This is a genomic window from Streptomyces sp. NPDC014995, from assembly GCF_043080745.1.
Lineage (GTDB): Bacteria > Actinomycetota > Actinomycetes > Streptomycetales > Streptomycetaceae > Streptomyces.
Genome location: NZ_JBIBVX010000003.1, coordinates 304013 through 327261, shown reverse-complemented (window position 1 = coordinate 327261; position 23249 = coordinate 304013). Strand labels below are relative to the sequence as shown.

Annotated in this window: 20 protein-coding genes, 1 tRNA gene and 1 pseudogene; 5 read left to right on the top strand and 17 right to left on the bottom strand. The window is 72.6% G+C overall.

The genetic code is table 11. The features are described 5' to 3' along the window. Window positions 1-274 precede the first annotated feature (274 nt). The 11 genes and pseudogenes from ruvB to pgsA all read right to left on the bottom strand — a co-directional run bounded on the left by ruvB (window position 275) and on the right by pgsA (window position 9386). Entirely contained in the window at window positions 275-1369 is a 1095-nt protein-coding gene (gene ruvB, locus ACF1A1_RS08945; protein WP_391646955.1) for a Holliday junction branch migration DNA helicase RuvB, read from the bottom strand. Between the two features lie 25 nt (window positions 1370-1394). Continuing rightward, complete coding sequence (gene ruvA, locus ACF1A1_RS08940) at window positions 1395-2000, bottom strand: Holliday junction branch migration protein RuvA (protein ID WP_391646953.1); 606 nt, start codon at window positions 1998-2000, stop codon at window positions 1395-1397. Continuing rightward, complete coding sequence (gene ruvC, locus ACF1A1_RS08935) at window positions 1997-2545, bottom strand: crossover junction endodeoxyribonuclease RuvC (protein ID WP_391646951.1); 549 nt, start codon at window positions 2543-2545, stop codon at window positions 1997-1999. Before ruvC ends, ruvA begins: the two co-directional genes overlap by 4 nt. Window positions 2546-2705: 160 nt before the next feature. After that, window positions 2706-3458 (bottom strand): YebC/PmpR family DNA-binding transcriptional regulator, encoded by a 753-nt coding sequence (locus ACF1A1_RS08930; RefSeq protein WP_391646949.1) that lies wholly within the window; start codon window positions 3456-3458, stop codon window positions 2706-2708. A 48-nt stretch (window positions 3459-3506) separates the two neighbouring features. Next, on the bottom strand, window positions 3507-4112 hold the full coding sequence (pdxT, locus tag ACF1A1_RS08925) for a pyridoxal 5'-phosphate synthase glutaminase subunit PdxT (protein ID WP_391646947.1): 606 nt from the start codon (window positions 4110-4112) through the stop codon (window positions 3507-3509). Window positions 4113-4140: 28 nt separating this feature from the next. Continuing rightward, window positions 4141-5046 (bottom strand): pyridoxal 5'-phosphate synthase lyase subunit PdxS, encoded by a 906-nt coding sequence (gene pdxS, locus ACF1A1_RS08920; protein ID WP_391646945.1) that lies wholly within the window; start codon window positions 5044-5046, stop codon window positions 4141-4143. Window positions 5047-5175: 129 nt separating this feature from the next. After that, window positions 5176-5718 carry a hypothetical protein gene (locus tag ACF1A1_RS08915; protein ID WP_391646943.1) on the bottom strand — a complete coding sequence of 181 codons (543 nt, stop codon included), beginning with the start codon at window positions 5716-5718 and terminating at the stop codon, window positions 5176-5178. A gap of 374 nt (window positions 5719-6092) precedes the next feature. Beyond that, a pseudogene (locus ACF1A1_RS08910) lies at window positions 6093-6432 on the bottom strand (hypothetical protein); the annotation flags it as partial. Between the two features lie 205 nt (window positions 6433-6637). Next, window positions 6638-7804 (bottom strand): glycosyltransferase family 4 protein, encoded by a 1167-nt coding sequence (locus ACF1A1_RS08905; protein ID WP_391646941.1) that lies wholly within the window; start codon window positions 7802-7804, stop codon window positions 6638-6640. Next, entirely contained in the window at window positions 7801-8718 is a 918-nt protein-coding gene (locus ACF1A1_RS08900) for a phosphatidylinositol mannoside acyltransferase (RefSeq protein WP_391646939.1), read from the bottom strand. The genes ACF1A1_RS08905 and ACF1A1_RS08900 overlap by 4 nt, the downstream gene beginning before the upstream one ends. Continuing rightward, window positions 8715-9386 carry a phosphatidylinositol phosphate synthase gene (pgsA, locus tag ACF1A1_RS08895; RefSeq protein ID WP_391646936.1) on the bottom strand — a complete coding sequence of 224 codons (672 nt, stop codon included), beginning with the start codon at window positions 9384-9386 and terminating at the stop codon, window positions 8715-8717. Before pgsA ends, ACF1A1_RS08900 begins: the two co-directional genes overlap by 4 nt. A 306-nt stretch (window positions 9387-9692) precedes the next feature. Here pgsA and ACF1A1_RS08890 point away from each other — a divergent pair, with 306 nt between their 5' ends. Both ACF1A1_RS08890 and ACF1A1_RS08885 read left to right on the top strand, forming a co-directional pair. Then, window positions 9693-11888 (top strand): elongation factor G-like protein EF-G2, encoded by a 2196-nt coding sequence (locus ACF1A1_RS08890; RefSeq protein WP_391646934.1) that lies wholly within the window; start codon window positions 9693-9695, stop codon window positions 11886-11888. 226 nt (window positions 11889-12114) lie between these two features. Beyond that, a complete protein-coding gene (locus ACF1A1_RS08885; RefSeq protein WP_391646932.1) occupies window positions 12115-13776 on the top strand; it encodes a hypothetical protein in 1662 nt (553 codons plus the stop codon). A 288-nt stretch (window positions 13777-14064) separates the two neighbouring features. On the opposite strand, the gene ACF1A1_RS08880 is transcribed toward ACF1A1_RS08885, so the two are convergent. Continuing rightward, on the bottom strand, window positions 14065-14625 hold the full coding sequence (locus ACF1A1_RS08880; RefSeq protein WP_391646930.1) for an HIT family protein: 561 nt from the start codon (window positions 14623-14625) through the stop codon (window positions 14065-14067). 67 nt (window positions 14626-14692) lie between these two features. On the opposite strand from ACF1A1_RS08880, the gene ACF1A1_RS08875 reads away from it, so the two are divergent. After that, the gene (locus ACF1A1_RS08875; protein ID WP_391646928.1) at window positions 14693-15349 is read left to right on the top strand and encodes a potassium channel family protein; all 657 of its coding nucleotides are present in this window, start codon (window positions 14693-14695) and stop codon (window positions 15347-15349) included. A gap of 27 nt (window positions 15350-15376) precedes the next feature. Here ACF1A1_RS08875 and thrS read toward each other — a convergent pair whose 3' ends face one another. The 3 genes from thrS to ACF1A1_RS08860 form a co-directional block, all read right to left on the bottom strand. Further along, window positions 15377-17353 carry a threonine--tRNA ligase gene (gene thrS, locus ACF1A1_RS08870; protein WP_391646926.1) on the bottom strand — a complete coding sequence of 659 codons (1977 nt, stop codon included), beginning with the start codon at window positions 17351-17353 and terminating at the stop codon, window positions 15377-15379. Between the two features lie 132 nt (window positions 17354-17485). Further along, window positions 17486-18721, bottom strand: coding sequence for a hypothetical protein (locus tag ACF1A1_RS08865; protein WP_391646924.1), 1236 nt, complete (start codon window positions 18719-18721; stop codon window positions 17486-17488). Then, a complete protein-coding gene (locus ACF1A1_RS08860; protein ID WP_391646922.1) occupies window positions 18718-19284 on the bottom strand; it encodes a DUF4365 domain-containing protein in 567 nt (188 codons plus the stop codon). The genes ACF1A1_RS08865 and ACF1A1_RS08860 overlap by 4 nt, the downstream gene beginning before the upstream one ends. 190 nt (window positions 19285-19474) lie before the next feature. Between ACF1A1_RS08860 and ACF1A1_RS08855 the strand changes: the two genes are divergently transcribed. After that, window positions 19475-20218, top strand: a complete 744-nt coding sequence (locus ACF1A1_RS08855) for a 3'-5' exonuclease (RefSeq protein WP_391646919.1) — start codon at window positions 19475-19477, stop codon at window positions 20216-20218. Between the two features lie 39 nt (window positions 20219-20257). Here ACF1A1_RS08855 and ACF1A1_RS08850 read toward each other — a convergent pair. Together ACF1A1_RS08850 and ACF1A1_RS08845 are read right to left on the bottom strand one after the other, a co-directional pair. After that, window positions 20258-20329, bottom strand: a tRNA-Val gene (locus ACF1A1_RS08850). A 39-nt stretch (window positions 20330-20368) separates the two neighbouring features. Then, on the bottom strand, window positions 20369-20815 hold the full coding sequence (locus ACF1A1_RS08845; protein ID WP_391646917.1) for an SRPBCC family protein: 447 nt from the start codon (window positions 20813-20815) through the stop codon (window positions 20369-20371). Between the two features lie 94 nt (window positions 20816-20909). On the opposite strand from ACF1A1_RS08845, the gene ACF1A1_RS08840 reads away from it, so the two are divergent. Further along, window positions 20910-23246 (top strand): SCO7613 C-terminal domain-containing membrane protein, encoded by a 2337-nt coding sequence (locus ACF1A1_RS08840; protein ID WP_391646915.1) that lies wholly within the window; start codon window positions 20910-20912, stop codon window positions 23244-23246. Window positions 23247-23249: the final 3 nt, after the last annotated feature.

Genomic DNA, 23249 nt, shown 5'->3' with positions numbered 1-23249 from the left:
GGTGAGCGGCCTGATGGTTGGGGGTGTATGTGTGCTGCCGACAACGGCGGCATCGGCGGAGTCTAAGCGAGTCCGCGCGCAGGGAACAACGTTCAGCATGGCACCTGGGTTCCTGCCCCGGCCATTGCCCTCGCCGATGTCCTGCTGGGCGCCCTCGCCGATGCCTCGCCGATGTCCTCGCGATGCCTGACCGGTGCGGGCCTCCGAACAACCCTGTCGCGTTTCGTCGTATTCCGTGACGTTCCGGCACGGATCGCCGCGCCGGCACCGGTCGTCACGCCCCGAACAGGCCCTGTTGTCCGTTCCCCGACGTGGTGGAGCCGGGTGGGGTGAGGCCCAGGTGGGTCCAGGCGGCGGGGGTGGCGACGCGGCCGCGCGGGGTGCGGGCGAGCAGACCCTCGCGGACCAGAAAGGGTTCGGCGACCTCTTCGACGGTCTCCCGCTCCTCCCCCACCGCGACGGCGAGCGTGGACAGGCCGACCGGCCCGCCTCCGAACAGCTTCAGCAGGGCCTCCAGGACCGCGCGGTCGAGGCGGTCCAGACCACGGGCGTCGACCTCGTAGACGGCGAGGGCCGCCGCGGCGATCTCGCGCGTGATGACGCCGTCGGCCTTGACCTGCGCGTAGTCGCGGACGCGGCGCAGGAGGCGGTTGGCGATGCGGGGCGTGCCGCGGGAGCGGCCGGCGATCTCGGCGGCGCCGTCGGTGTCGATCTCGACGTCGAGGAGGTTCGCCGAGCGGTGGATGACGCGCTCGAGTTCGGCCGGCTCGTAGAACTCCATGTGGGCGGTGAAGCCGAAGCGGTCGCGCAGCGGGGGCGGCAGCAGGCCCGCGCGCGTGGTGGCGCCGACCAGCGTGAACGGGGGCAGTTCCAGCGGGATCGCGGTGGCGCCGGGACCCTTGCCGACGATGACGTCGACGCGGAAGTCCTCCATCGCCATGTAGAGCATCTCCTCGGCGGGCCGCGACATCCGGTGGATCTCGTCGAGGAAGAGGACCTCCCCCTCCTGGAGGGAGGAGAGGATCGCGGCGAGGTCGCCGGCGTGCTGGATGGCGGGGCCGGACGTGATGCGGATCGGGGCGCCCATCTCGGCGGCGATGATCATCGAGAGGGTGGTCTTGCCGAGCCCGGGGGCGCCGGAGAGCAGCACGTGGTCGGCGGTCGCCCCACGCGCGCGTGCGGCGCGCAGGACGAGGTCCAGCTGCTCGCGGACCTTCTCCTGACCGATGAACTCGCCCAGGTCCTTGGGGCGCAGGGCCGCCTCGACGGCCTGGTCCTCACGGTCGGCGACAGAGCCCACCAGCCGCTCCGCGGCGGGGTCGACGAGCCGCTCGGGGGCGGGGCTGTCGGTCGTCTCGTCCCAGTTCATGTGATGTGCCTCGGGGTCTGGTCGGTCAGCGGGCGCGGTTCAGGGTCTGCAGGGCCGCCTTCAGCAACTGGCCCACCTGGGGCGTGCCCCCGGCTGCCTCTGCCCGGGGCGCTACGGCGGACACGGCCTCGTCGGCCTCGCGGGTGGCGTATCCCAGGCCGATCAGGGCGGCGTGCAGCTGGTCCCGCCACCCCTGGGTGACCGGCGCGCCGGTCGCGGGGGCGCCGACCGGCTCGCCCAGGCGGTCCTTCAGCTCGAGCAGCAGCTTCTGGGCACCCTTCTTGCCGATGCCGGGAACGGCGGTGAGTGCCTTCTCGTCCGCGGTGGCGACGGCTCTGCGCAGGGCGTCCGGGGTGTGCACGGCGAGCATGGCCTGGGCCAGGCGCGGGCCGACACCGCTGGCCGTCTGGAGCAGCTGGAAGACCTGCCGCTCGTCGTCGTCCGCGAAGCCGTACAGGGTCAGGGAGTCCTCCCGTACGACGAGGGAGGTGGCGAGCTTGGCGGGCCGGCCGAGCCGGAGCGTGGACAGGGTGTTCGGCGTGCACTGCACGGCCATGCCGACCCCGCCCACCTCGACCACCGCGGCGTCGGGAGCGAGTGCGGCGACGGTGCCGCTCACGAAGGCGATCATGCCGTACGGCCTTTCGACGTGTGCTGTGCTGTGGCGGTGTGCAGGGCGACGGCCTGCTGGAGTCGGTTCTGCGCGGGGGCGCGCCAGATGTGACAGATGGCCAGGGCGAGGGCGTCGGCGGCGTCGGCGGGCTTGGGGGGCGCGCCGAGCCGCAGCAGGCGTGTGACCATGGCGCCCACCTGGGCCTTGTCGGCGCGGCCGCTGCCGGTGACGGCGGCCTTGACCTCGCTGGGGGTGTGCAGGGCGACGGGGATGCCGCGGCGGGCGGCGCAGAGCATGGCGACGGCGCTGGCCTGGGCGGTGCCCATCACCGTACGGACGTTGTGCTGGCTGAACACGCGCTCCACGGCGACGTATTCGGGCCGGTGCTCGTCCAGCCACTGCTCGATGCCCTGCTCGACGGCGACGAGTCGCTGTCCCAACTCGGCGTCGGCGGGCGTGCGGACGACGCCGACACCGAGCATGGTGAGCGGGCGCCCGGCGACTCCCTCGACGACCCCGACACCGCACCGCGTCAGACCGGGGTCCACCCCGAGTACGCGCACGCGCCCTCCCTTCGATCTCCCCCGGCTTCGCTGGGCGGTACCCCCAGTTTGTGCAGGCTATCGGGTGCCGCTGACAAACGGCCGCGGCACCGCCCGGCACAGCGACGGGCCGACGGGTGTGTCCCGTCGGCCCGTTGAGCCGGTTGAGCCCGCGGCGGCGCTACGCGTCGACCTTCTCCATGACCTCGTCGCTGACGTCGAAGTTGGCGAAGACGTTCTGCACGTCGTCGCTGTCCTCCAGGGCGTCGATCAGCTTGAAGATCTTCTTGGCGCCCTCCTCGTCCAGCTCGACCTGCATGGTCGGGACGAAGTTGGCCTCGGCGGAGTCGTAGTCGATGCCGGCGTCCTGCAGGGCCGTGCGGACCGCGACCAGGTCGGTGGCCTCGCTGATGACCTCGAAGTTCTCACCGAGGTCGTTGACCTCTTCGGCACCCGCGTCCAGCACGGCGCCGAGGACGTCGTCCTCGGACAGCTCGCCCTTGGGGACGATCACGACGCCCTTGCGGTTGAAGAGGTACGACACCGAACCGGGGTCGGCCATGGAGCCGCCGTTGCGGGTCATGGCGACGCGGACCTCGGAGGCGGCGCGGTTGCGGTTGTCGGTGAGGCACTCGATGAGCACCGCGACGCCGTTCGGGCCGTAGCCCTCGTACATGATCGTCTCGTAGTCGGCGCCACCGGCCTCGAGACCGCCACCGCGCTTGATCGCGGAGTCGATGTTCTTGTTGGGAACCGACGACTTCTTGGCCTTCTGGACGGCGTCGTAGAGCGTCGGGTTGCCCTCGAGGTCGACACCGCCCATACGCGCCGCGACCTCGATGTTCTTGATGAGCTTCGCGAAGAGCTTGCCGCGCTTGGCGTCGATCACGGCCTTCTTGTGCTTCGTCGTGGCCCATTTAGAGTGGCCGGACATCTGCCTGTCTCCTTCGCGTAACCCATCCAGATACGAACGCCAGAGATCCTACAAGGACTCCGCCGCCCGGTTGGCGCGCACCATGTCGACGAACAGGGAGTGCACACGGTGGTCACCGGTCAGCTCCGGGTGGAACGACGTGGCGAGCGCGTTGCCCTGGCGGACGGCCACGATGTGGCCGTCGTGCTCGGCGAGCACCTCGGCCCCGGCGCCCACGGACTCGACCCAGGGGGCGCGGATGAAGACGCCCTCCACAGGGGCCCCGTCGACGCCCTTGACGTCGACCGCCGCCTCGAAGGACTCGTTCTGCCGTCCGAAGGCGTTGCGGCGCACGATCATGTCGATGCCGCCGACGGTCTCCTGGCCCGAGCGCGGGTCGAGGATCTTGTCGGCGAGCATGATCATGCCCGCGCAGGTGCCGTAGACGGGCATTCCGTCGCGCACGCGCGCGCGGAGCGGCTCCATCACGCCGAACAGGACGGCCAGCTTGGAGATGGTCGTGGACTCTCCGCCGGGGATGACCAGGCCGTCGACCTCGGCGAGTTCCTCGGGGCGCCGCACCGGCCTGGCCACGGCGTCGGCCGCGGCCAGGGCGATGAGGTGCTCCCGTACGTCGCCCTGGAGGGCCAGGACGCCTGTGACAGGGGTGTTCATGGAGTGGTCCGGGTCCTTACCAGGCTGGTTACCAGCCGCGGTTGGCGTAGCGCTCGGTCTCGGGCAGGGTGTCGCAGTTGATGCCGACCATGGCCTCGCCGAGGTTGCGGGACGCGTCCGCGATGATCTTCGGGTCGTCGTAGAAGGTGGTCGCCTTGACGATGGCGGCGGCGCGCTTGGCCGGGTCGCCCGACTTGAAGATGCCGGAGCCGACGAAGACGCCCTCGGCGCCGAGCTGACGCATCAGGGCGGCGTCGGCCGGGGTGGCGACGCCACCGGCGGAGAAGAGGACCACCGGCAGCTTGCCCAGCTCGGCGACCTCCTTGACCAGCTCGTACGGGGCGCGCAGCTCCTTGGCGGCGGCGTACAGCTCGTTGTTGTCGTAGCCGCGCAGCCTGGCGATCTCGTTCTTGATCTGGCGCAGGTGGCGGACGGCCTCGACGACGTTGCCGGTGCCGGCCTCGCCCTTGGAGCGGATCATCGCGGCGCCCTCGGCGATACGGCGCAGGGCCTCACCCAGGTTGGTGGCGCCACAGACGAACGGGGTGGTGAAGGCCCACTTGTCGGAGTGGTTGACCTCGTCGGCCGGGGTGAGGACCTCGGACTCGTCGATGTAGTCGACGCCGAGGGACTGCAGGACCTGGGCCTCGACGAAGTGGCCGATGCGGGACTTGGCCATGACAGGGATCGAGACGGCCTCGATGATGCCCTCGATCATGTCCGGGTCGGACATCCGGGCCACGCCGCCGTCCTTGCGGATGTCGGCCGGGACCCGCTCCAGGGCCATGACGGCGACGGCGCCCGCGTCCTCGGCGATCTTCGCCTGCTCCGGCGTCACGACGTCCATGATCACGCCGCCCTTGAGCTGCTCGGCCATGCCACGCTTCACGCGCGCGGTGCCGGTCGCGGGGGCCTGGTTCTCGGTGATGGACACGGGTTGACCTCACTGGAGTGGAAAAGGGGTTTCTGCAAGCACCGAGGAAACGCGAGTGGACCAGTCCACAGCAAGGGCCAATGGGAAGGCGGTGGATCCTTTTCGGTTCGCGGGACGGTCCGGCCGGGCTCACGCCGCGCGGTCGGTCAGCGCCGCGGGCGGCTCGTCGTCCATTTCGAAGGCCATCGGGAACGGGGCGTGGCCGGCCAGCCGGAACCAGCGCACCTTGCGGTGTTCGCGCAGTCGGCGGGCCGCGCCCACGGCGTCGTTGTGGAAGCGGCGGGCCATGGGAACGCGGCGGACGGCCTCCGCCAGTTCGCCGGCCGCGGCCTCTCCGCCGGGCGCCTCGCGGACGACCTCCAGCTGCCGTACGTCCGCGAAGACCGCCCGCAGGGCCTGGCTGAGCTCGCTCTCGGCGACCTCCCGCTGCTCCTCCTCGGCCTGCCGGGCGGCGTGCGCCGCCTCGTACAGCACGATCGACGCGGCCGGGTCGAGCACCCCGGAGGTGGCCAGTTCCTGGGCCACGGACGCCCTGCGCAGCAGTTGCGCGTCCAGCGCGGCGCGCGCGGCGTCGATGCGGGCGTGCAGCCGGTCCAGGCGCCCCGCGGTCCAGCTCAGGTACAGGCCGATCGCGGCGAGGACGACGAGGATCCAGATGAGTGTTGCGGTCACGGGCGGCAAGGCTACCGGGGCGCTCCCCCGGGCCGGCAGGGCGGCGTGCGACGCGTTGGCGTGGCCGAGCGGGGGCTGTGGCCTCCAGCTTGGCGTGGCCGAGCCGGGGGCTGCGGCCCTCCAGCCTGGCGTGGCCGGAACCGGGCTGCCGCTTCCAGCCTGGTGTGGCCGAACCGGGAGCGGTCCAACCCGGCCCGACGTGACCGAGCCGGGGCCGCCGCCCCTCAGCCCGACGTGACGGAACCGGGGGCACCACCCCAGCCCGACGTGACGGAACCGGGGCCGCCGCCCCTCAGCCCGACGTGACCGAACCGGGAGCACCACCCCAGCCCGACGGGACCGAACCAGGGGCACCACCCCAGCCCGACGTGACCGAGCCGGGGCCACTCGCCGCCGGGCTCCGGATCCGGATGTCGGCCGGACTCCAGCAGCGCGTCGACCCGTGTGCGGGTGGCGTCGAGATCGGCGGGCATGACCCGCGCGCGGGTGGCGTCGAGATCGGTGGGCGTGAGGAGTGCGGCCAGGGTGGCCGCCGGCTCACCGCCCGGTTTCAGGGCGCTCTTCAGGCCCTTGAGGGGCCTCGGCGGCCTCTCCGGTGAGGGGCTCCCCCGCCCAGCCCGACAGGAGCGTGCGCAGCTTGTCGTCGACGTGGAAGGTGACGCCGTGGTCGATGCCGCACAGCCTGCCCTCGCCGGTGGTCAGCCGATGGCGACCCCAAGCCCACCGCGACCGAGCCAGGCCCGCCGACCCCGTCCCAACGCGACCGAACCGGAGCCACCGCCCCCAGCCCGACCTGGCCGAGCCGAAGTAGCCGCACCCCAGACCCCGCTCCCTCGCAGAGCGGGCCTCGTCCTCGACCGCCGGACGGGTCGACTGGCCGGAGCCGGCGCTTCGAGGCCCGCGAACGGCGCCACCGCCGTCAGTCCCGTGCCAGCCCGAAGCGGGCCATCAGCCCCGGCGATCCCCGGTCGTCCGCCGCCACCGCCGCCGCGCCGGCCGTCACCGTCTCGTACACCGACAGGATGTCCGCGCCGACGGTGGACCAGTCGAAGCGCCGGACGTGGGCGCTGCCGCGTTCCCGCAGCTCGGCCCGGCGCCCGGGGTCCCCGAGGAGCCGTACCGCCGCCCGGGCCAGCGCGTCGGCGTCCTCGTTGGCGAAGAGTTCGCCCGCCGCGCCCTGGTCCAGTACCTGGGCGAAGGCGTCCAGGTCGGAGGCGAGGACCGGGGCGCCCGCGGACATGGCCTCGACCAGGATGATGCCGAAGCTCTCACCGCCGGTGTTGGGGGCGACGTACAGGTCGACGCTGCGCAGGAAGCGGGCCTTGTCCTCGTCGCTGACCATGCCGAGGAACTCCACGCGCGCGTGCAGCTCCTTCGGAAGGTTCTCGACGGCCTCCTCCTCGTCGCCGCGGCCGGCGACCAGCAGGCGCGCGTTCGGCCGCTCGGCGAAGATCTGCGGCAGGGCCCGCATCAGGACGGGCAGGCCCTTGCGGGGCTCGTCGATGCGGCCCACGAAGCCGATCGTGTCGCCCTGCCACTCCGGCTTGGGCTCGGCCCTGGCGAAGAAGTCGACGTCGACGCCGTTGGGGATCACGACCGCGTCCCCGCCGAGGTGTTCCACCAGCGTCCGGCGGGCGTACTCGCTCACGGCGATCCGGGCGCTGATCTTCTCGAGGGCGGCCTGGAGGATCGAGTACGCGGCGATCATCGCGCGCGAGCGCGGGTTGGACGTGTGGAAGGTCGCCACGATGGGGCCCTGCGCCGCCCAGCAGGTCAGCAGGCCCAGTGAGGGGGAGGTCGGCTCGTGGATGTGGACCACGTCGAACTTGCCGTCGTGCAGCCAGCGCCGCACGCGCGCCGCGCTCAGGAAGCCGAAGTTCAGCCGGGCCACCGAGCCGTTGTACGGCACCGGGACCGCGCGGCCGGCCGAGACGACGTACGGCGGCAGCGGGGTGTCGTCGTCGGCGGGCGCGAGGACGGACACCTCGTGGCCGAGCCGGAGGAAGTACTCGGCGAGGTCGCGGATGTGGAACTGGACGCCGCCCGGCACGTCCCACGAGTACGGGCAGACGATGCCGATTCTCACGCGGCTCCTCCGGGGGAACGCGTGGGATCGAGGTCCGCGAGCCAAAGCCGCTGGAGCATGTGCCAGTCCTCCGGGTGGTCGGCGATGCCGGTGGCGAAGGCGTCCGCCAGCGCCTGTGTCATGACAGACGTCTTCTCGGCCCGCGTACCTGACTCGGGCACCTCGATCGGGGGATGGAGGCGGCCCCGCATGACGGGTGACTCGTCGTACCAGAGCGTGACCGGGAGCAGCAGCGCGCCGGTCTGCTGGGCGAGCAGGGCCGGCCCCGCGGGCATCCGGGCCGTGTCGCCGAAGAAGTCGACCTCGACGCCGGACGCGGACAGGTCGCGGTCGGCGACCAGGCAGACGAGGCCGCCGTCGCGCAGCCGCCGGGCCAGGGTGCCGAAGGCGGAGCCGCCGCTGTGCGGCAGGACCTCCATGCCGAGGCCCTCGCGGTAGGCGACGAAGCGGTCGTACAGGGTCTCGGGCTTGAGCCGCTCGGCGACCGTGGTGAACGGGATCCCGAGCTTCGTGGTGGCCCAGGCGCCGGCCAGGTCCCAGTTGGCCAGGTGCGGCAGCGCGATGACGACGCCCTTCCCGGCGGCGAGCCCGTCGGTCAGGTGGTGCAGGTCCTTCGGGTCGAAGCCGCTCGCGATGCGCTCGGGGCTCCAGACCGGGAGCCGGAAGGACTCCATCCAGTACCGCAGGTAGGAGCGCATGCCCGCGCGCGAGAGCTCGGCCAGGCGCTCGGGGCTCGCGTCGGGCACCACGCGCGCGTAGTTGCTCTCCAGGCGCAGCACCCCCTTGCCGCGCCGCTTCCAGGCGAGGTCGGCGAGGGTGTGGCCGAGGCGTACCGCCACGGGCTCGGGGAGCCTCTTGACGGTGCTCCAGCCGAGACCGTACAGCGCGTCGGTGACCTGGTCCCGGGCGTTCACTTGGTCGCCTCACGCCCCTCGGTGTCCGGCCGGGCCTCCGCTTCGGCCTCCGCCGACTCGCGCCGGACGGTGACGACCCGCTGGATCAGCGTGACCAGGCTGCCCACGGCGACGATCCACAGGGCCACCGGCAGCAGGTACTGGACGCCGGGCACGCCGAACGCGTGCAGACCCGCGAGCCCGGCCGCGACCAGCGAGACCACCAGCCGCTCGGCCCGCTCGACGAGCCCGTTGACGGCGACCGGCAGCCCGATCGACTCGCCGCGCGCCTTGGTGTACGACACGACCTGGCCGCTGGCCAGGCAGAAGATCGAGACGGCGCACAGGACGTTGTCGTCGCCGCCGCCCGCGTACCAGAGCGCGAAGCCGCCGAAGATCGCGCCGTCGGCGACCCGATCGAGCGTGGAGTCCAGGAAGGCGCCCCAGCGGCTGGAGCGGCCGAGCTGACGGGCCATGTTGCCGTCGACGAGGTCGGAGAAGACGAAGAGGGTGATCACCACCGTGCCCCAGAAGAACTCGCCCCTGGGGTAGAAGACCAACGCGCCCGCGACCACGCCGGCGGTGCCGATCAGCGTGACCGTGTCGGGGCTGACGCCCCGCCGGATGAGAAACGCGGCGAACGGTGTGAGGACACGCGTGAAGAATGCACGCGCGTACTTGTTCAGCATGGCCTTCCCGAGGGTCGGTGTCGCCGCGGCCCCTGCTGGCCGCCGGCTGGCCCATCGTAGCCACGCGCGCGCGTGTGCGACCGTCGGGCACCCGACCCCTCCGTGTCACGGCCTGACGGCGGCCGGATCGCGGCCCGGTCCCGCCCCGCCCGCGGCGGCGGTGGGGCGTCGTCGCGTCCTTCGTATGGACGCACCGTGACGGGAGTGGAAAGCTCGAAGGACCGCGGGCGTCGCCGGAGCCGCCACCGCACGCGGAGCCGCCGTGTCCGCGCCCCCGATGACCTCACCGTGCACGGGAGGCAAGAAATGGGCGACAAGGCGAACACCCACCCCGGAGCCGCCGGCAGGGCTACGGCGGCCGACCACCCCGCGTCCGTACGGAATGTGGTGCTGGTCGGCCACAGCGGATCGGGCAAGACGACTCTGGTGGAGGCTCTCGCGCTGACCGCGGGAGCGGTGAACCGGGCGGGCCGCGTGGAGGACGGCGGCACCGTCTCCGACTACGACGACATCGAGCACCGCCAGCAGCGCTCGGTACAGCTCTCCCTGGTGCCGGTCGAATGGGACGGCATCAAGATCAACCTCCTCGACACCCCCGGATACGCCGATTTCGTCGGGGAGCTCAGGGCCGGTCTGCGCGCGGCGGACGCGGCCCTCTTCGTCGTCTCGGCCTCGGACGGCGTGGACGGCTCGACCCGCATGGTGTGGGAGGAGTGCGCGGCCGTCGGCATGCCCCGCGCGATCGTGGTCACGCACCTGGAGGCCGCCCGCGCGGACTTCGAGGAGATGACCCGGATCTGCGCGGAGGCCTTCGGCGGCGACGACCCCGACGCCGTGCTGCCGCTGTACCTGCCGCTGCACGGCCCGCAGGCACCGGACGGGCACGCGCCGGTGACCGGGCTGATCGGGCTGCTGTCGCAGAAGCTGTTCGACTACTCGACCGGGGAGCGCAAGGAGTCCGAGCCGGGCGAGGACGAGTTGCCGCTGATCGAGGAGGCCCGCAACCGACTGATCGAGGGGATCATCGCCGAGAGCGAGGACGAGACCCTCATGGACCGCTACCTCGGGGGCGAGCAGATCGACGTCAAGACCTTGATCGAGGACCTGGAGCGGGCCGTCGCCCGCGGCACGTTCTTCCCGGTGCTCGCGGCCGCCCCGGCCGCCGACGGCGCCCGGCAGGGCATCGGCACGGTCGAGCTGCTGGAACTGGTCACCCGGGGCTTCCCGACGCCCCTGGAACGCGAGGCGCCCAGTGTCACCACCATCGACGGCGAGCCGCGCCAGCTGAAGCCGTGCGATCCGGACGGGCCGCTGGTCGCGGAGGTCGTGAAGACGTCCTCCGACCCCTACGTCGGCCGCGTCTCGCTCGTCCGTGTCTTCTCGGGCACCCTGCGCCCGGACGAGACCGTCCACGTCTCCGGGCACGGGCTGACCGACCGCGGCCACGAGGACCACGACGTCGACGAACGCATCGGCGCCCTGTCCGCGCCCTTCGGCAAGCAGCAGCGCGCGCTGACGCACTGCATCGCGGGCGACCTCGCGTGCGTGGCGAAGCTGAGCCGCGCGGAGACCGGCGACACCCTCTCCGCCAAGGACGACCCGCTCCTGATGGAGCCGTGGCAGATGCCCGACCCGCTGCTGCCGCTGGCCATCCAGGCGCACAGCAAGCCCGACGAGGACAAGCTCTCGCAGGGCCTCGCCCGGCTGGTCGCCGAGGATCCGACGATGCGGCTCGAACAGAACCAGCAGACCCATCAGGTGGTCCTGTGGTGCCTGGGCGAGGCCCACGCGGACGTCGCCCTGGAACGTCTGCGCAGCCGCTACGGCGTCCAGGTCGACGTCGTGCCGCACAAGGTCTCCCTGCGGGAGACGTTCGCGGAGAAGGCCGCCGGGCGCGGGCGGCACGTCAAGCAGTCCGGTGGGCACGGGCAGTACGCCATCTGCGAGATCGAGGTGGAGCCGCTGCCGGGCGGCTCGGGCATCGAGTTCGTGGACAAGGTCGTCGGCGGCGCGGTGCCGCGCCAGTTCATCCCGTCCGTCGAGAAGGGCGTACGCGCCCAGGCGGCCAGGGGTGTCGCGGCCGGGCATCCGCTGGTCGACGTGCGGATCACGCTCCTCGACGGCAAGGCGCACTCGGTGGACTCCTCGGACGCCGCCTTCCAGACGGCCGGCGCGCTCGCGCTGCGGGAGGCCGCGGCCGACGCGAGGATCCATCTGCTGGAGCCGGTGGCCGAGGTGAGCGTGCTGGTCGGCGACGAGTACGTGGGCGCCGTGATGAGCGACCTGTCCGGCCGGCGCGGCCGGGTGCTGGGCACCGAGCAGACCGGCGGCGGACGCACCCTGGTGCGTGCCGAGGTGCCCGAGATCGAGATCGGCCGGTACGCGGTCGACCTGCGTTCCCTCTCGCACGGCACGGCCCGCTTCCACCGCGCCTACGCCCGGCACGAGCCGATGCCGGCCCAGGTGGCCGAGCGGATCCGTCAACAGGCGCAGGACGGGTAGGAGTTGGCCGCGGGCCGCCGCAAGTCGCGCCGGGTGACCCCGAGTCGCCTTTGGTGACCTCAAGTGGCCCGTGGGGAACGTGTTCCTCCGATTCGGCGGGCGGCTTCGGCCGTCCGCCGACGGACGTCGGTGCCTGCGGATACGCTGATGACCTGATCAACAGGTGTGCGGAGCACGGAAGTCGGGAAGGCCGCAGGAGCGAGAGTGGCGGCGTTGGGGGGCGGGAATGACCGTTGGCAGTGGTTACGCGGACATCTTCGGACCACAGGTGCCCCAGACGGGCGGCGGAGGGCAGACACCGACCTTCGCGCTGGCCTCGGCCGCCTACCGGGACAACCCCGTCGAGGACATCAAGAAGGCCGACAACGAGTGGCACCAGTCGACGGTCAACCCCGGCCGCAGCTGGGCCAGGATCTTCCGGCCGAACCTCGGCGAGGCGTTCTCCCAGGCGGTGATCGACCGGATGCTGGGCGTCGGCCGCAAGCCGCTCATCCAGTCGTTCGGCAGTGAGCCGCAGGTGGTCGTCGAGCACTGTCTCGCCGCCAACCGGATCCGCCGCGAGCGCGACAAGAAGCTCACCGGCGTCATGGTCCTGTGCGGTCTGCTCTTCCTCCCCGGCCTCCTGGTGTGGCTGCTGGTCTTCCAGCTCCGGGCCACGATGGGGAAGCTGACCGACAGGCGGGTCTCCGGGCTCGCCACCGGCCTGCTGATCGCCGTCGGCGCCCTCGCCGTGATCTTCATCCTCCGTATGCCGTTCACGGGCTTCTGGGGGTGGTACGCGCGCGGTGCGGTGATCGCCCCCGTGGCCGGCTGGTTCCTCGCCAAGCGGATCTGCGAGAGCACGGCGAAGGACCTGCGCGAGCGCTGGGACAGCCTGCTCGCCGGCAGCAGCGTCGGCGCCAAGGTCCCCGAGGCGGTGCCGACCAGCCCCAACCAGACCGCGGCCGAGCAGCTGCGCCAGTCCCTGGCCCGCCTCAGCGCCGAGCAGCAGTCCAACTCCGTCTTCTACGCCGGCCCCAAGGGCATCCTCGGCATGGGCACGCGCTGGGGCGCCTGGCACCTCGCGGAGGAACTGGTCCCGGTCGACCCCAACAAGGGCGTCCACGAGTTCCGCAGCTGGACGGTGGTGCGCGCCATCCACGACCAGCTGACCCTGCTGAACCGGCAGAGCCTGAAGACCGGCGGCTTCCCGCCCCCGTCCGTACGCCACTGGGTCGTCACGCCCGTCGGCGAGAACGCCGCGGCGGTGGCCAGGCCCGAGGGCACGGACGTGGAGGCGTACCAGGTCAAGCCGAAGGCGATCGAGCAGATCTGCGACCAGCAGCAGTTCGGCGCCGGCGACCGGCACTACCTCGGGGTCCAGTGGCCGCTCTGGGACGGCCAGTTGATCATCACCATGATGATCACCGTGACGGTGCTGCACGAGACGCTGCGCATCGAGGTCACCGGTCACGCGCTCGGTCCCGTGAACGGCCTGTTCACCACCAAGCCCGAGGCGCCGACCAAGGAGGTCGCGAAGACCGTCCGCTTCTGGGAGACCCGCAAGATCAGTCTGCCGCTGGTCACCGCCGACGAGGTGGTCCGGCTGGCCGCGCGCGCCACGCTGAGCTGGTATCCGCCGCTGCTGAACTGGCTCGGCGGTTCCATAGGCCTGCCCGAGCCGTTCGGCCTGCGGCACGCCTGGGCCGACCAGCCGTGGCGGCACCGCTTCATGGCCGACGACGCGCTGCGCGCGGCGGCGCCGGTGCTGCGGGTGGTGCACACGGCCGCGCTGCGGGTGCTCAAGGAGCACGACGTGGACACCGAGAAGTTCAGCTCGCGGTCGTCGGTGCTCAGCGGAGCGATCCAGGACCTGTCACCGCGCAAGGCCGACACCTACGACGCGTGAGTCTCCGGCGGTGGCGCGGACTGTCGTCCCGACGGTGAGGCCCTTCTTCAAGGCCGCGTCCGGGCCGGCCTTGCCGGCGGAGGCGGCGGCGCCCCGTGCTCTCGTTCTTCGCGCGGGTGATGAGGTGTGCCGGACCCAGGGGGCTGCCGCCCCCAGGCCGCCGCTCCGGGCCCCTGAACGGGCCTCTGCCTCACACGCCGGACGTGCTGGTTCTCCCGGCCTGGCGCCGTGAGGCGCCTGATCGTGTCGCACGGCGACGCCGGCACCGTCGTCCGGCGCCGGGAGGCATCACCCCGCCGACCACGCCTCCGCCAGCATCTTCCGCGTGTCCGCCAGCAGCTGCGGCAGCACGCGCGTGTGCCCCACGACCGGCATGAAGTTCGTGTCGCCGCCCCACCGCGGCACGATGTGCTGGTGCAGGTGCGCGGCGATGCCGGCGCCCGCCACGGAGCCCTGGTTCATGCCGATGTTGAAGCCCTGCGCACCGGACGCGGTGCGCAGCGCCGTCATCGCCTGCTTGGTCAGCTCGCCGAGCTCCGCCGTCTCCGGCCCGGTCAGGTCGGTGTAGTCGGCGACATGCCGGTAGGGGACGGTCATGAGGTGGCCGCCGTTGTACGGGTACAGGTTCAGCACGGCGTACACGTGCTCACCGCGCCGGACGATCAGCCCGTCCTCGTCGGACTTCGCCGGGATCGAGCAGAAGGGGCAGCCGTCGTCGGCCCCCGGACCGGTCGGCTTGTTCTCGCCCTGGATGTAGGCCATCCGGTGGGGCGTCCACAGGCGCTGGAACGCGTCCTGCGTCCCCACTCCGATCTGCTGCTCCGGCTCACTCGTCATGCAAGGCAGCATATGGCTTCGCCCGTTCGCGGCGTGTCGCCGGGGTTGCGGGAAAAGCCCCGCGGGCCAAGCTGGGCCGGTGGACGACGACAGCAGGCTGACCAGGTGGGAAGAGCGCACCGGGATCCCGCTCGCCGTGGGATCGCTGCTCTACCTCGGCTCGTACGCGGTCAGGGTCCTCGGGCACGGTCTGCCCGCCGCCTGGCGCGATCTGTGTCTGGCGGTGACCTGCGTGGTCTGGGGCATGTTCGTCGTCGACTACCTCGTGCGCTGGCGGCTGAGCGGGCAGGGTCCGGGCTTCGTGCACCGGCACTGGCTGGACACCGTGGTCGTGGTGCTGCCGCTGCTGCGGCCGGTGCGGATCGTCAAGACGTACGAGGCCGTGCAGCGCCGGCACGGCCACCCGCGGCTCGCGCTGCACCTCAGGGTGATCGTGTACGCCGGTCTGTCGGTGGGTCTGCTCGGCTTCGCGGGGGCGCTGGCCGTGTACCACCAGGAGCACGCCGCGCCGCACGCCACGATCCGGACCTTCGGCGACTCGGCGTGGTGGGCCTGCGCCACGCTGGCGACCGTCGGGTACGGCGACGTCGCCCCGGTGACGCCCCTGGGACGGCTGGTCGCGGTGGGCCTGATGGCCTGCGGTCTGGCGCTGCTGGGCGCGGTCACCGGGTCGTTCTCGTCCTGGCTGCTGCAGGTGTTCTCCCGGGGAGACGACGCGGGGCCCCCGGGGAGCTGATCCCCGAGGGCCCCGGCGGTCGCCGTGTCAGACCTGCGCCCGCTCCTCGACCACCTTCGCGATCTTCGCGAGGGCCTCGTCGAAGGGGATGCCGTTCTCCTGCGAACCGTCGCGGTAGCGGAAGGAGACCGAGCCGTTGGACATGTCCTCGTCGCCCGCGATGACCATGAAGGGAACCTTCTGCTTCTGGGCGTTGCGGATCTTCTTCTGCATGCGGTCGGAGGAGGAGTCGACCTCCACCCGCAGCCCCTGCTTCTTGGCGGCCGCGGCGAACCGCTCCAGGTACTCCACGTGCCCGTCGCCGATCGGGATCCCGATCGCCTGCACCGGCGCCAGCCACGCCGGGAACGCGCCCGCGTAGTGCTCGAGGAGCACCGCGAAGAACCGCTCGATCGAACCGAACAGGGCCCGGTGGATCATGACCGGCCGCTGCTTCGTGCCGTCCGCGCCGGTGTACTCCAGGTCGAAGCGCTCCGGCAGGTTGAAGTCGAGCTGGATGGTCGACATCTGCCAGGTGCGGCCGATGGCGTCCTTGGCCTGCACGGAGATCTTCGGGCCGTAGAAGGCGGCGCCGCCCGGGTCCGGCACCAGCGGCAGGCCCTGCTTCTCGGCGACCTGGCGCAGCGTCTCGGTCGCCTCCTCCCAGACCTCGTCCGAGCCGACGAACTTCTCCGGGTCCTTGGTGGACAGCTCCAGGTAGAAGTCGGTCAGACCGTAGTCGCGCAGCAGGTCGAGGACGAAGGTGAGCAGCTTGTCGAGCTCGTCGGACATCTGCTCGCGCGTGCAGTAGATGTGCGCGTCGTCCTGGGTGAAGCCGCGCGCCCGGGTCAGGCCGTGCACGACGCCCGACTTCTCGTACCGGTACACGGTCCCGAACTCGAAGAGGCGCAGCGGCAGTTCACGGTACGACCGGCCGCGCGCGTCGAAGATCAGGTTGTGCATCGGGCAGTTCATGGGCTTGAGGTAGTAGTCCACGCCCTCGTCGAGCTGCATGGGCGGGTACATGCCCTCGGCGTACCAGTCCAGGTGGCCCGAGGTCTCGAAGAGCTTCCCCTTCGTCGCGTGCGGGGTGTAGACGAACTCGTAGCCCGCCTCCTCGTGGCGGCGCCGCGAGTAGTCCTCCATGACCCGGCGGATGATGCCGCCCTTGGGGTGGAAGACCGCGAGGCCGGAGCCGATCTGCTCCGGGATGGAGAACAGGTCGAGTTCGCTGCCCAGCTTGCGGTGGTCGCGCTTCTCGGCCTCGGCGAGGAAGTCCAGGTGCGCCTTCAGCTCGTCCTTGGACGGCCAGGCGGTGCCGTAGATGCGCTGGAGCATGGGGTTCTTCTCGCTGCCGCGCCAGTAGGCGGCGGCGTTGCGCATCAGCTTGAACGCCGGGATGTTCCGGGTGGTGGGCAGGTGGGGACCGCGGCAGAGGTCCTTCCAGCACAGGTCGCCGGTCCTGGCGTCCAGGTTGTCGTAGATCGTCAGCTCGCCGGCGCCGACCTCGACGTCCGCGCCGTCGTCGGAGGAGGCCGAGCCCTTGAGGCCGATCAGCTCCAGCTTGTACGGCTCGTCCGCGAGTTCCTCACGGGCTGCCTCGTCGGTCACCACACGGCGCGCGAAGCGCTGCCCGCGCTTCTGGATCTCCTGCATCTTCTTCTCGATGGCCTTGAGATCCTCGGGCGTGAACGGCTTCTCGACGTCGAAGTCGTAGTAGAAGCCGTCCTTGACGGGCGGGCCGATGCCCAGCTTGGCCTCGGGGAAGAGCTCCTGCACGGCCTGGGCCATGACGTGCGCGGTGGAGTGGCGCAGGATGTTGAGACCGTCCTCGGAGGAGATCTCCACGCCCTCGACGGTCTCGCCGTCCTGGAGCGCGTAGGTGAGGTCCCTCAGCTCACCGCCCACGCGTGCGGCGATGACCGAGCGCTCGCCGGCGAAGAGGTCGGCGGCCGTGGTGCCCGTCGTCACCGTTCGCTCTTCCCGCTCGGAATCGCGTTGGATGATCACACGGACGTCTGACACCGGTCTCTCCTGACTGAAGGCGGGTGCGGCGCCATACCGGGAGCGCGCGCAATACCGGATCGTACCGACCCGGGCGCCCCGACCGCGAAACGGATGACCTCACCCCCGCGCGCCGTCCGGCCCGCCCGCGCCTCAGTCCCCTCCGCAGGCCTCCTCGAAGAAGTCCAGATTCTCCTGGAGCGACTTCATCAGCCGGTCCCGCTCGGCCTCGTCCACCTGTACGGGTACGACCTCGCAGGCGCCGGTGATCCTGCGGAACCCGCCCCCGCTCTCCAGCCGCCCCCGCACCCGCACCGGCACTCCCACCAGGTGGGCCTGGCCGGCGATGCGGTAGTCCTCCTCGTCGAGGGTGAGCCGGACGTGCGGGATCTCGGCCCCGGCGAGCACCCGCAGCCGTACGCTGCCCTCGCCGCGCGGCCCCGACCTGCGCATCCGCACCACCGTGCCGGTGATCCGCACGGGCACGGAGGGTTCCGCGCGGAGGTAGCGGGCGCCGGCCTCGCGCAGCGCGGGCAGGTCGCCGGGCGAGAACTCCACGGGTTCGTCGTCGGCGGCGCAGTCCTCGGGGACCCCCGCCGCGGGCGCCCACTCGACGGCGACGCGGGCGCCCTCGGTGCCCCGGACGAGGGCGATCAGCGCCTCGGTCAGCTCGCGGCTGGCGCCGGCCTCCACCGCGCCGTCGAAGGCGTCCATGCCGCCGGTGGCCCGCTGGTAGTCGACGGCCTCGCGGACGGCGTACAGCGCCTGGTGGAGGCGTACGGCGAGGGGGCGGGCGGTGGCGACGGGGGTGAACGCGGTCAGGTGGCGGCCGCCGGCCGCGGAGCCGACGAGGACGGTCTCCAGCATCGCGCCGGCCGTGCGCCGGTGCCGGGCGCCGTAGTAGCCGGCACGCGCGCGGGTGGCGAGCGCGCCGGCGAGGAGCATCTGCCGGGCGGCGCCGCGCAGTTGTTCCTCGACGGCCCAGGAGGCGGCCCCGGCGGCCCCGGCGGTCTCGGCCGGGCCGGTCGGGGTGTCCCGCCACCAGCGGATCTCGTCGCTGGGCACGGCGAGGCCGACCAGCACCTCGCGCGCGGCCGGGGTCTGGCTGCGGGCCAGCGCCTGGAGGGCTTCGCCGAGCAGGTCGTCGCTGTCGGGGAAGGCACGGCTCTCGGGCACGAGCAGGCTGGTGCCGCTGCCGCCGGGACCGGGCGGGGTCCAGCGGCCGTAGCGTCCGGCGGCGCCGCCGCGCCGCTGCCAGCCGTGCCGGCGCAGGAGGGCGCCGAGGACTGCCGGGTCGACCTCCCCCGGGTCGGGGGGACGGTCCCAGGCGGTCCCGGCGGGGTGGGGCCGTACCGGCCGCAGGGGTTCGTCGAGGGGGCGGTGCGTCATGGTCTGCCTCCCGTACCGACCCGCGTCATGATCTCGCACAGGGCCCGGTCGTCGAAGACGCGTGAGGTCGGTATCCGCACGGTGGTCCGGGTCCGACCGGTGATCGGGTGGCCGGCCAGGTTGACCCAGTAGCAGCAGTGCCGGAGGTCGAGCCGGTCGTGGCCGGCCCGCAGCCACTGGTCCCGGGACCGGGGGACGATCATCACGACGAGGATCTTGTGCACCGACACCGGGGTGCGGGCGAGTTTCCTCAGGTGTTCGTTGTCGAGCGTGAAGGAGAAGGACCGGCCGGGCGGGTTCGGCGGGATCTGGTAGGTCGCCTTCAGCTGCACCTTGATGGTCACCTCGTCGTCGACGGTGTGCCCGGGCGCGCTGTGGCTGACGTGCCAGTCGATGCCGTTGTCCGGAAAGGGCTGGGACAGCGAGCAGCCGGCGGCCGCCGCGACCGCGTGGAGGTAACCGACCTGCAGTGTCTCCATACAGGCGGTGGTGGCGAGTGTGCCGCGGCGGGGGTCCGCACGCTCGGGCAGCAGCCCGCCCCGCTCGGGCTGCGCTATCGCCATGACCAACAGCCTTCCAAGCAAAGAGGATCCCCGCACCGGGGGCCGAGTGAGTTCCGCGTCGAGCCCCTGAACTGCAAAGACCCGTACTCCTGTTGTGTCCTCCCGGCGTACGGCGCAAACAGCCCGGGTATCACCAAACAGGCAGAAGACGGGGCGTCAGCTGCCATGGGTGGACGAGGGGTTGTGAGCTATGGCGTGCTGGTACGAGGGCCCTTTGGCGGCGTTCGACACGGAGACGACAGGAGTGGACGTCGAGACCGACCGGATCGTGTCGGCCGCGCTCGTCGTCCAGGACGCGCCGGGCGTCCGGCCGCGGGTGAGCCGCTGGCTGGTGAATCCGGGCGTGCCGGTGCCCGCCGAGGCGACGGCGGTGCACGGGCTGACGGAGGAACATCTGCACCGCAACGGCCGCTGGCCGGCGCCGGTGATGTACGAGATAGCCGAGCTGCTCGCCGAACAGGCGGCGGCGGGACGGGCGTTGGTGGTGATGAACGCGCCGTTCGACCTGACGCTGCTCGACCGCGAGCTGCGCCGGCACCGCGCCTCCTCACTGGCCCACTGGCTGGAGCCGGCGCCGCTGCGGGTGCTGGACCCACGGGTGCTGGACAAGCACCTGGACCGCTACCGCAAGGGGCGCCGCACGCTCACCGACCTGTGCGCGCACTACGACGTGCCGCTGGCCGACGCGCACGACGCGGCCGCGGACGCGGTGGCCGCGCTGGAGGTCGTACGGGCCCTGGGCCGGCGGTTCGCGGCCCGGCTGGAGCGTCTCTCCCCCGCCGAACTGCACTCGTTGCAGACGTCCTGGCACGCGGCGCAGGCGCGCGGGCTTCAGGCGTGGTTCGCGCGCAGTGGCTCGCCGGAGGTCGTGGACACGTCGTGGCCGCTGCGCCCGGCGCTGCCGACGGCGGCGGACAGGGGGTCGGCGGCATGAAGAAGGCCGGCCCGCGTGGTGCGGACCGGCCTTTCCCGGTGGGCGATACTGGGTTCGAACCAGTGACCTCTTCGGTGTGAACGAAGCGCTCTCCCACTGAGCTAATCGCCCGGGAACGCACTGAACAATACAGGTCCCCGCGGGCTTCCTTCAAACCGCTTGCAGGTACGCCGCGAGCCCTCGTCGTCCGGCGCGCATCATCAGCCGGTGGTTGGCGCGGAAGACCGGCCGCCCCGGCACGGCGAACCGCCTGAGCGGTGGCTTGTTCACGTGGACGACCTGGTCGTAGCGGGCGAGTGTGCCGGACCCGGCCGCGGTGACCGTCCAGCGCGCCCAGCCCTCGATGTCCCCGGACAGCGCGACCTCCAGCACCCCGGCCCCGGCATCGCGCCGCACCTCGCGCGCGGTGAAGGTCATGGCGTACGGCAGGAGCGAGCGGATCGTGATGACGCCGGTGACGTCGTCGAGCCGGGTCACCTCCCGGACCTGGGGCCACCAGCGGGGGTAGTCCTCGGGCCGTTCCAGGGCCCCGAAGACGGCGGCGGGGGGCGCGGGCAGGGGCCACAGGCTGCGGAAGCGGTAGTGCGTCCAGTCCATGGGCCGAGTGTGCCGGTACCCGGGCGGGGATCTGAGTACGTTCTGAGTAGCCGCGCTCATGCCGTACGACGTGACGCGGGCCACACTCCGATCCATGACGCACATTCCGTCCCCGGCCGAGGAGCTGCGGCTCGTCGATGCCGAGCTGTGGCAACTGGACGCCCGCCGGGCCCAGTTGCTGACTCGCCGCGCCTGGCTGGTCGCCGCGCTCCAGCAGCCGCGGCAGCCGGTACGGCCGTCCCCCGCCGCAGTGCGCCCCGAGGCGACCGCCCCACGGGTGCAGAACGTCCTCCTGCTGCTGGGCGGCATCCTGCTCACCATCGCGGCGATCGCGTTCACGCTGGTCAGCTGGGGTCATCTGGGGATCGCCGGGCGGGCCCTGGTGCTCGGCACGGTCACGCTGGCCGTGCTCGCCGCGCCGGTGCCCCTGCTGAGGCGCGGGCTGCGCTCGACCGCGGAGTCGCTGGCGGGCCTGGGACTGGCACTGACCGTGCTGGACGCCTACGCGCTGCACGAGGCGGCGCTGACCGGCACCGACGGCACGGGGTACGCGGCGGTCGCGGCGGCGGTCCTGGCGGGTCTGTGGGCGCTCTACGGCCGCGGCCTCGACGCCCTGCGCCTGCCCCTGCCCGCCGCGCTGGTCGCGGCCCAACTCCCCTTGCCCCTCACGGCTTTCGCGACCGGAGCGGACCCGTACGCCGTCGCGGTGGCGCTGCTGGTGACCTCCGGCCTCGACACGGTCGTCGCGCTCCGCGTGAGCGCCCGTGCCGTGCGGGTCACCGCCGCCGCCGGGGCCTGCGGCCTGGGTGGCGGTGGGGTTCTGGCGGCCGGCTGGCTGTCCTGGACGGCCGCCGGTCCGAGCGCCGCCACCCGTGCGGCGGCGCTCCTCGCCCTCGCGGCGGCCATCGCGCTGGGCGCCGCGCCGCGGCTGCCGAAGCCGGCCGTCGCGAGGGCGACCGCGTTCACCGGCGGTCTGCTGCTGGTGGCGGCGGGCGGCGGCCCGCTGCGGACGGCGCTGCCCGACGGCTGGGCCGTCCCCGCCCACCTGGCCTGCGGCATCGTTCTGCTGGCGGCGGTACGAACCGGGCTCCCCGAGTCCGTACGGCACGGTCTCGCCCGGGCCTGCGTCGCGGTGCAGGCGCTGGCGCTGCTGTGGGCCGTCCCGCTGGTCCTCGTCACCGTGCTGGGCCCGCTCGGCTGGGTGGAGCGGCCCTGGTCGGGCGAGCCGTCGGACGCCCGCGCCGCGGTGACGGTCCACATGCCGTGGCCGCCGTACACGGCACAGGCGCTGCTCGTCCTGGTGGTCGTCGCCGCGGTGCTCGCCTCGGCCGTCCGGGACGAGACCTGGCGGCCGCGGGCGCTGACAGCCGCGCTGGGCCTGGGGTGGGCGGCGGGCGTGGCCGTTCCGGCGGCCTTCGCCTTCTCCTACGTGGCCACGCTGCTGGTTCTGGGCGTCCTGACCGCGGCGGCGGCCTTCCTGCCCACACCGTGGACCGCCACCACCCTCGCCCTGGGCACCTCGTTCAACCTCGCCTTCCTCTCCCTGGCCACGCAGAGCGCGACCCTGACCGTGCTGGCGGCCCTGACCGCGCTGTTCGTGACCGTGTCCGCGCGGCCTCGCCTCACCCCGGTCACGGCCCCGGCCGCGCTCGGGTACGCCGCCGCGCTGGCCTGCGCGACGGGCGCGGCCGCGAACTGGCCGCCGCCGCACACGGCGCTGCTGGTGCTCACGGTCCCCGTGGCCGCGGCCCTGCTCGCCGCCCGGCTCGGACAGTCCCCGGCGACCGTGCCGGTCGAGGTGACGGGGGCGGCCGCCGGCCTGCTCGCCATGGGTCTGGCGGTGACCGATCCGCCGATGCTGGCCCTGGTGCTGGCCCTGTGCGCTGTGATCACCGCGGCCACGGCGGTCCGCGCCGACCGCCGGCGGGTCGGCTACGCGGCCACCGTCCTGTTCCTCCTGGCCACCTGGGTCCGGCTGGCCGCCTGGGACGTCACCACGCCCGAGGCGTACACCCTCCCCGTGACCGCCGCGGCCCTGGTCGTCGGCGCCTGGCGCCGGCACCGCGACCCGCTGACCTCGTCCTGGACGGCGTACGGCCCCGGACTCGCCGCCACGCTCCTGCCGAGCCTCGCCGCGGCCTGGGGCGACCCGCAGTGGACGCGCCCACTGCTGCTGGGCGCGACGGCCCTGCTGGTCACCCTGCTGGGCGCCCGGCACCGCCTCCAGGCGCCCCTCACGCTGGGCGCCTCGGTCCTGGCCCTGGACGCGCTGCACGAGCTCGCGCCGTACCTCGCCCAGGTCGCCGGTCTCCTCCCGCGGTGGATGCCTCCCGCACTCGCCGGTCTGCTGCTGCTCGCGCTGGGTGCCACCTACGAGCGGCGGCTGCGTGACGCACGGCGAGTGCGGGAGGTGCTGGGGAGGATGACCTAGGCC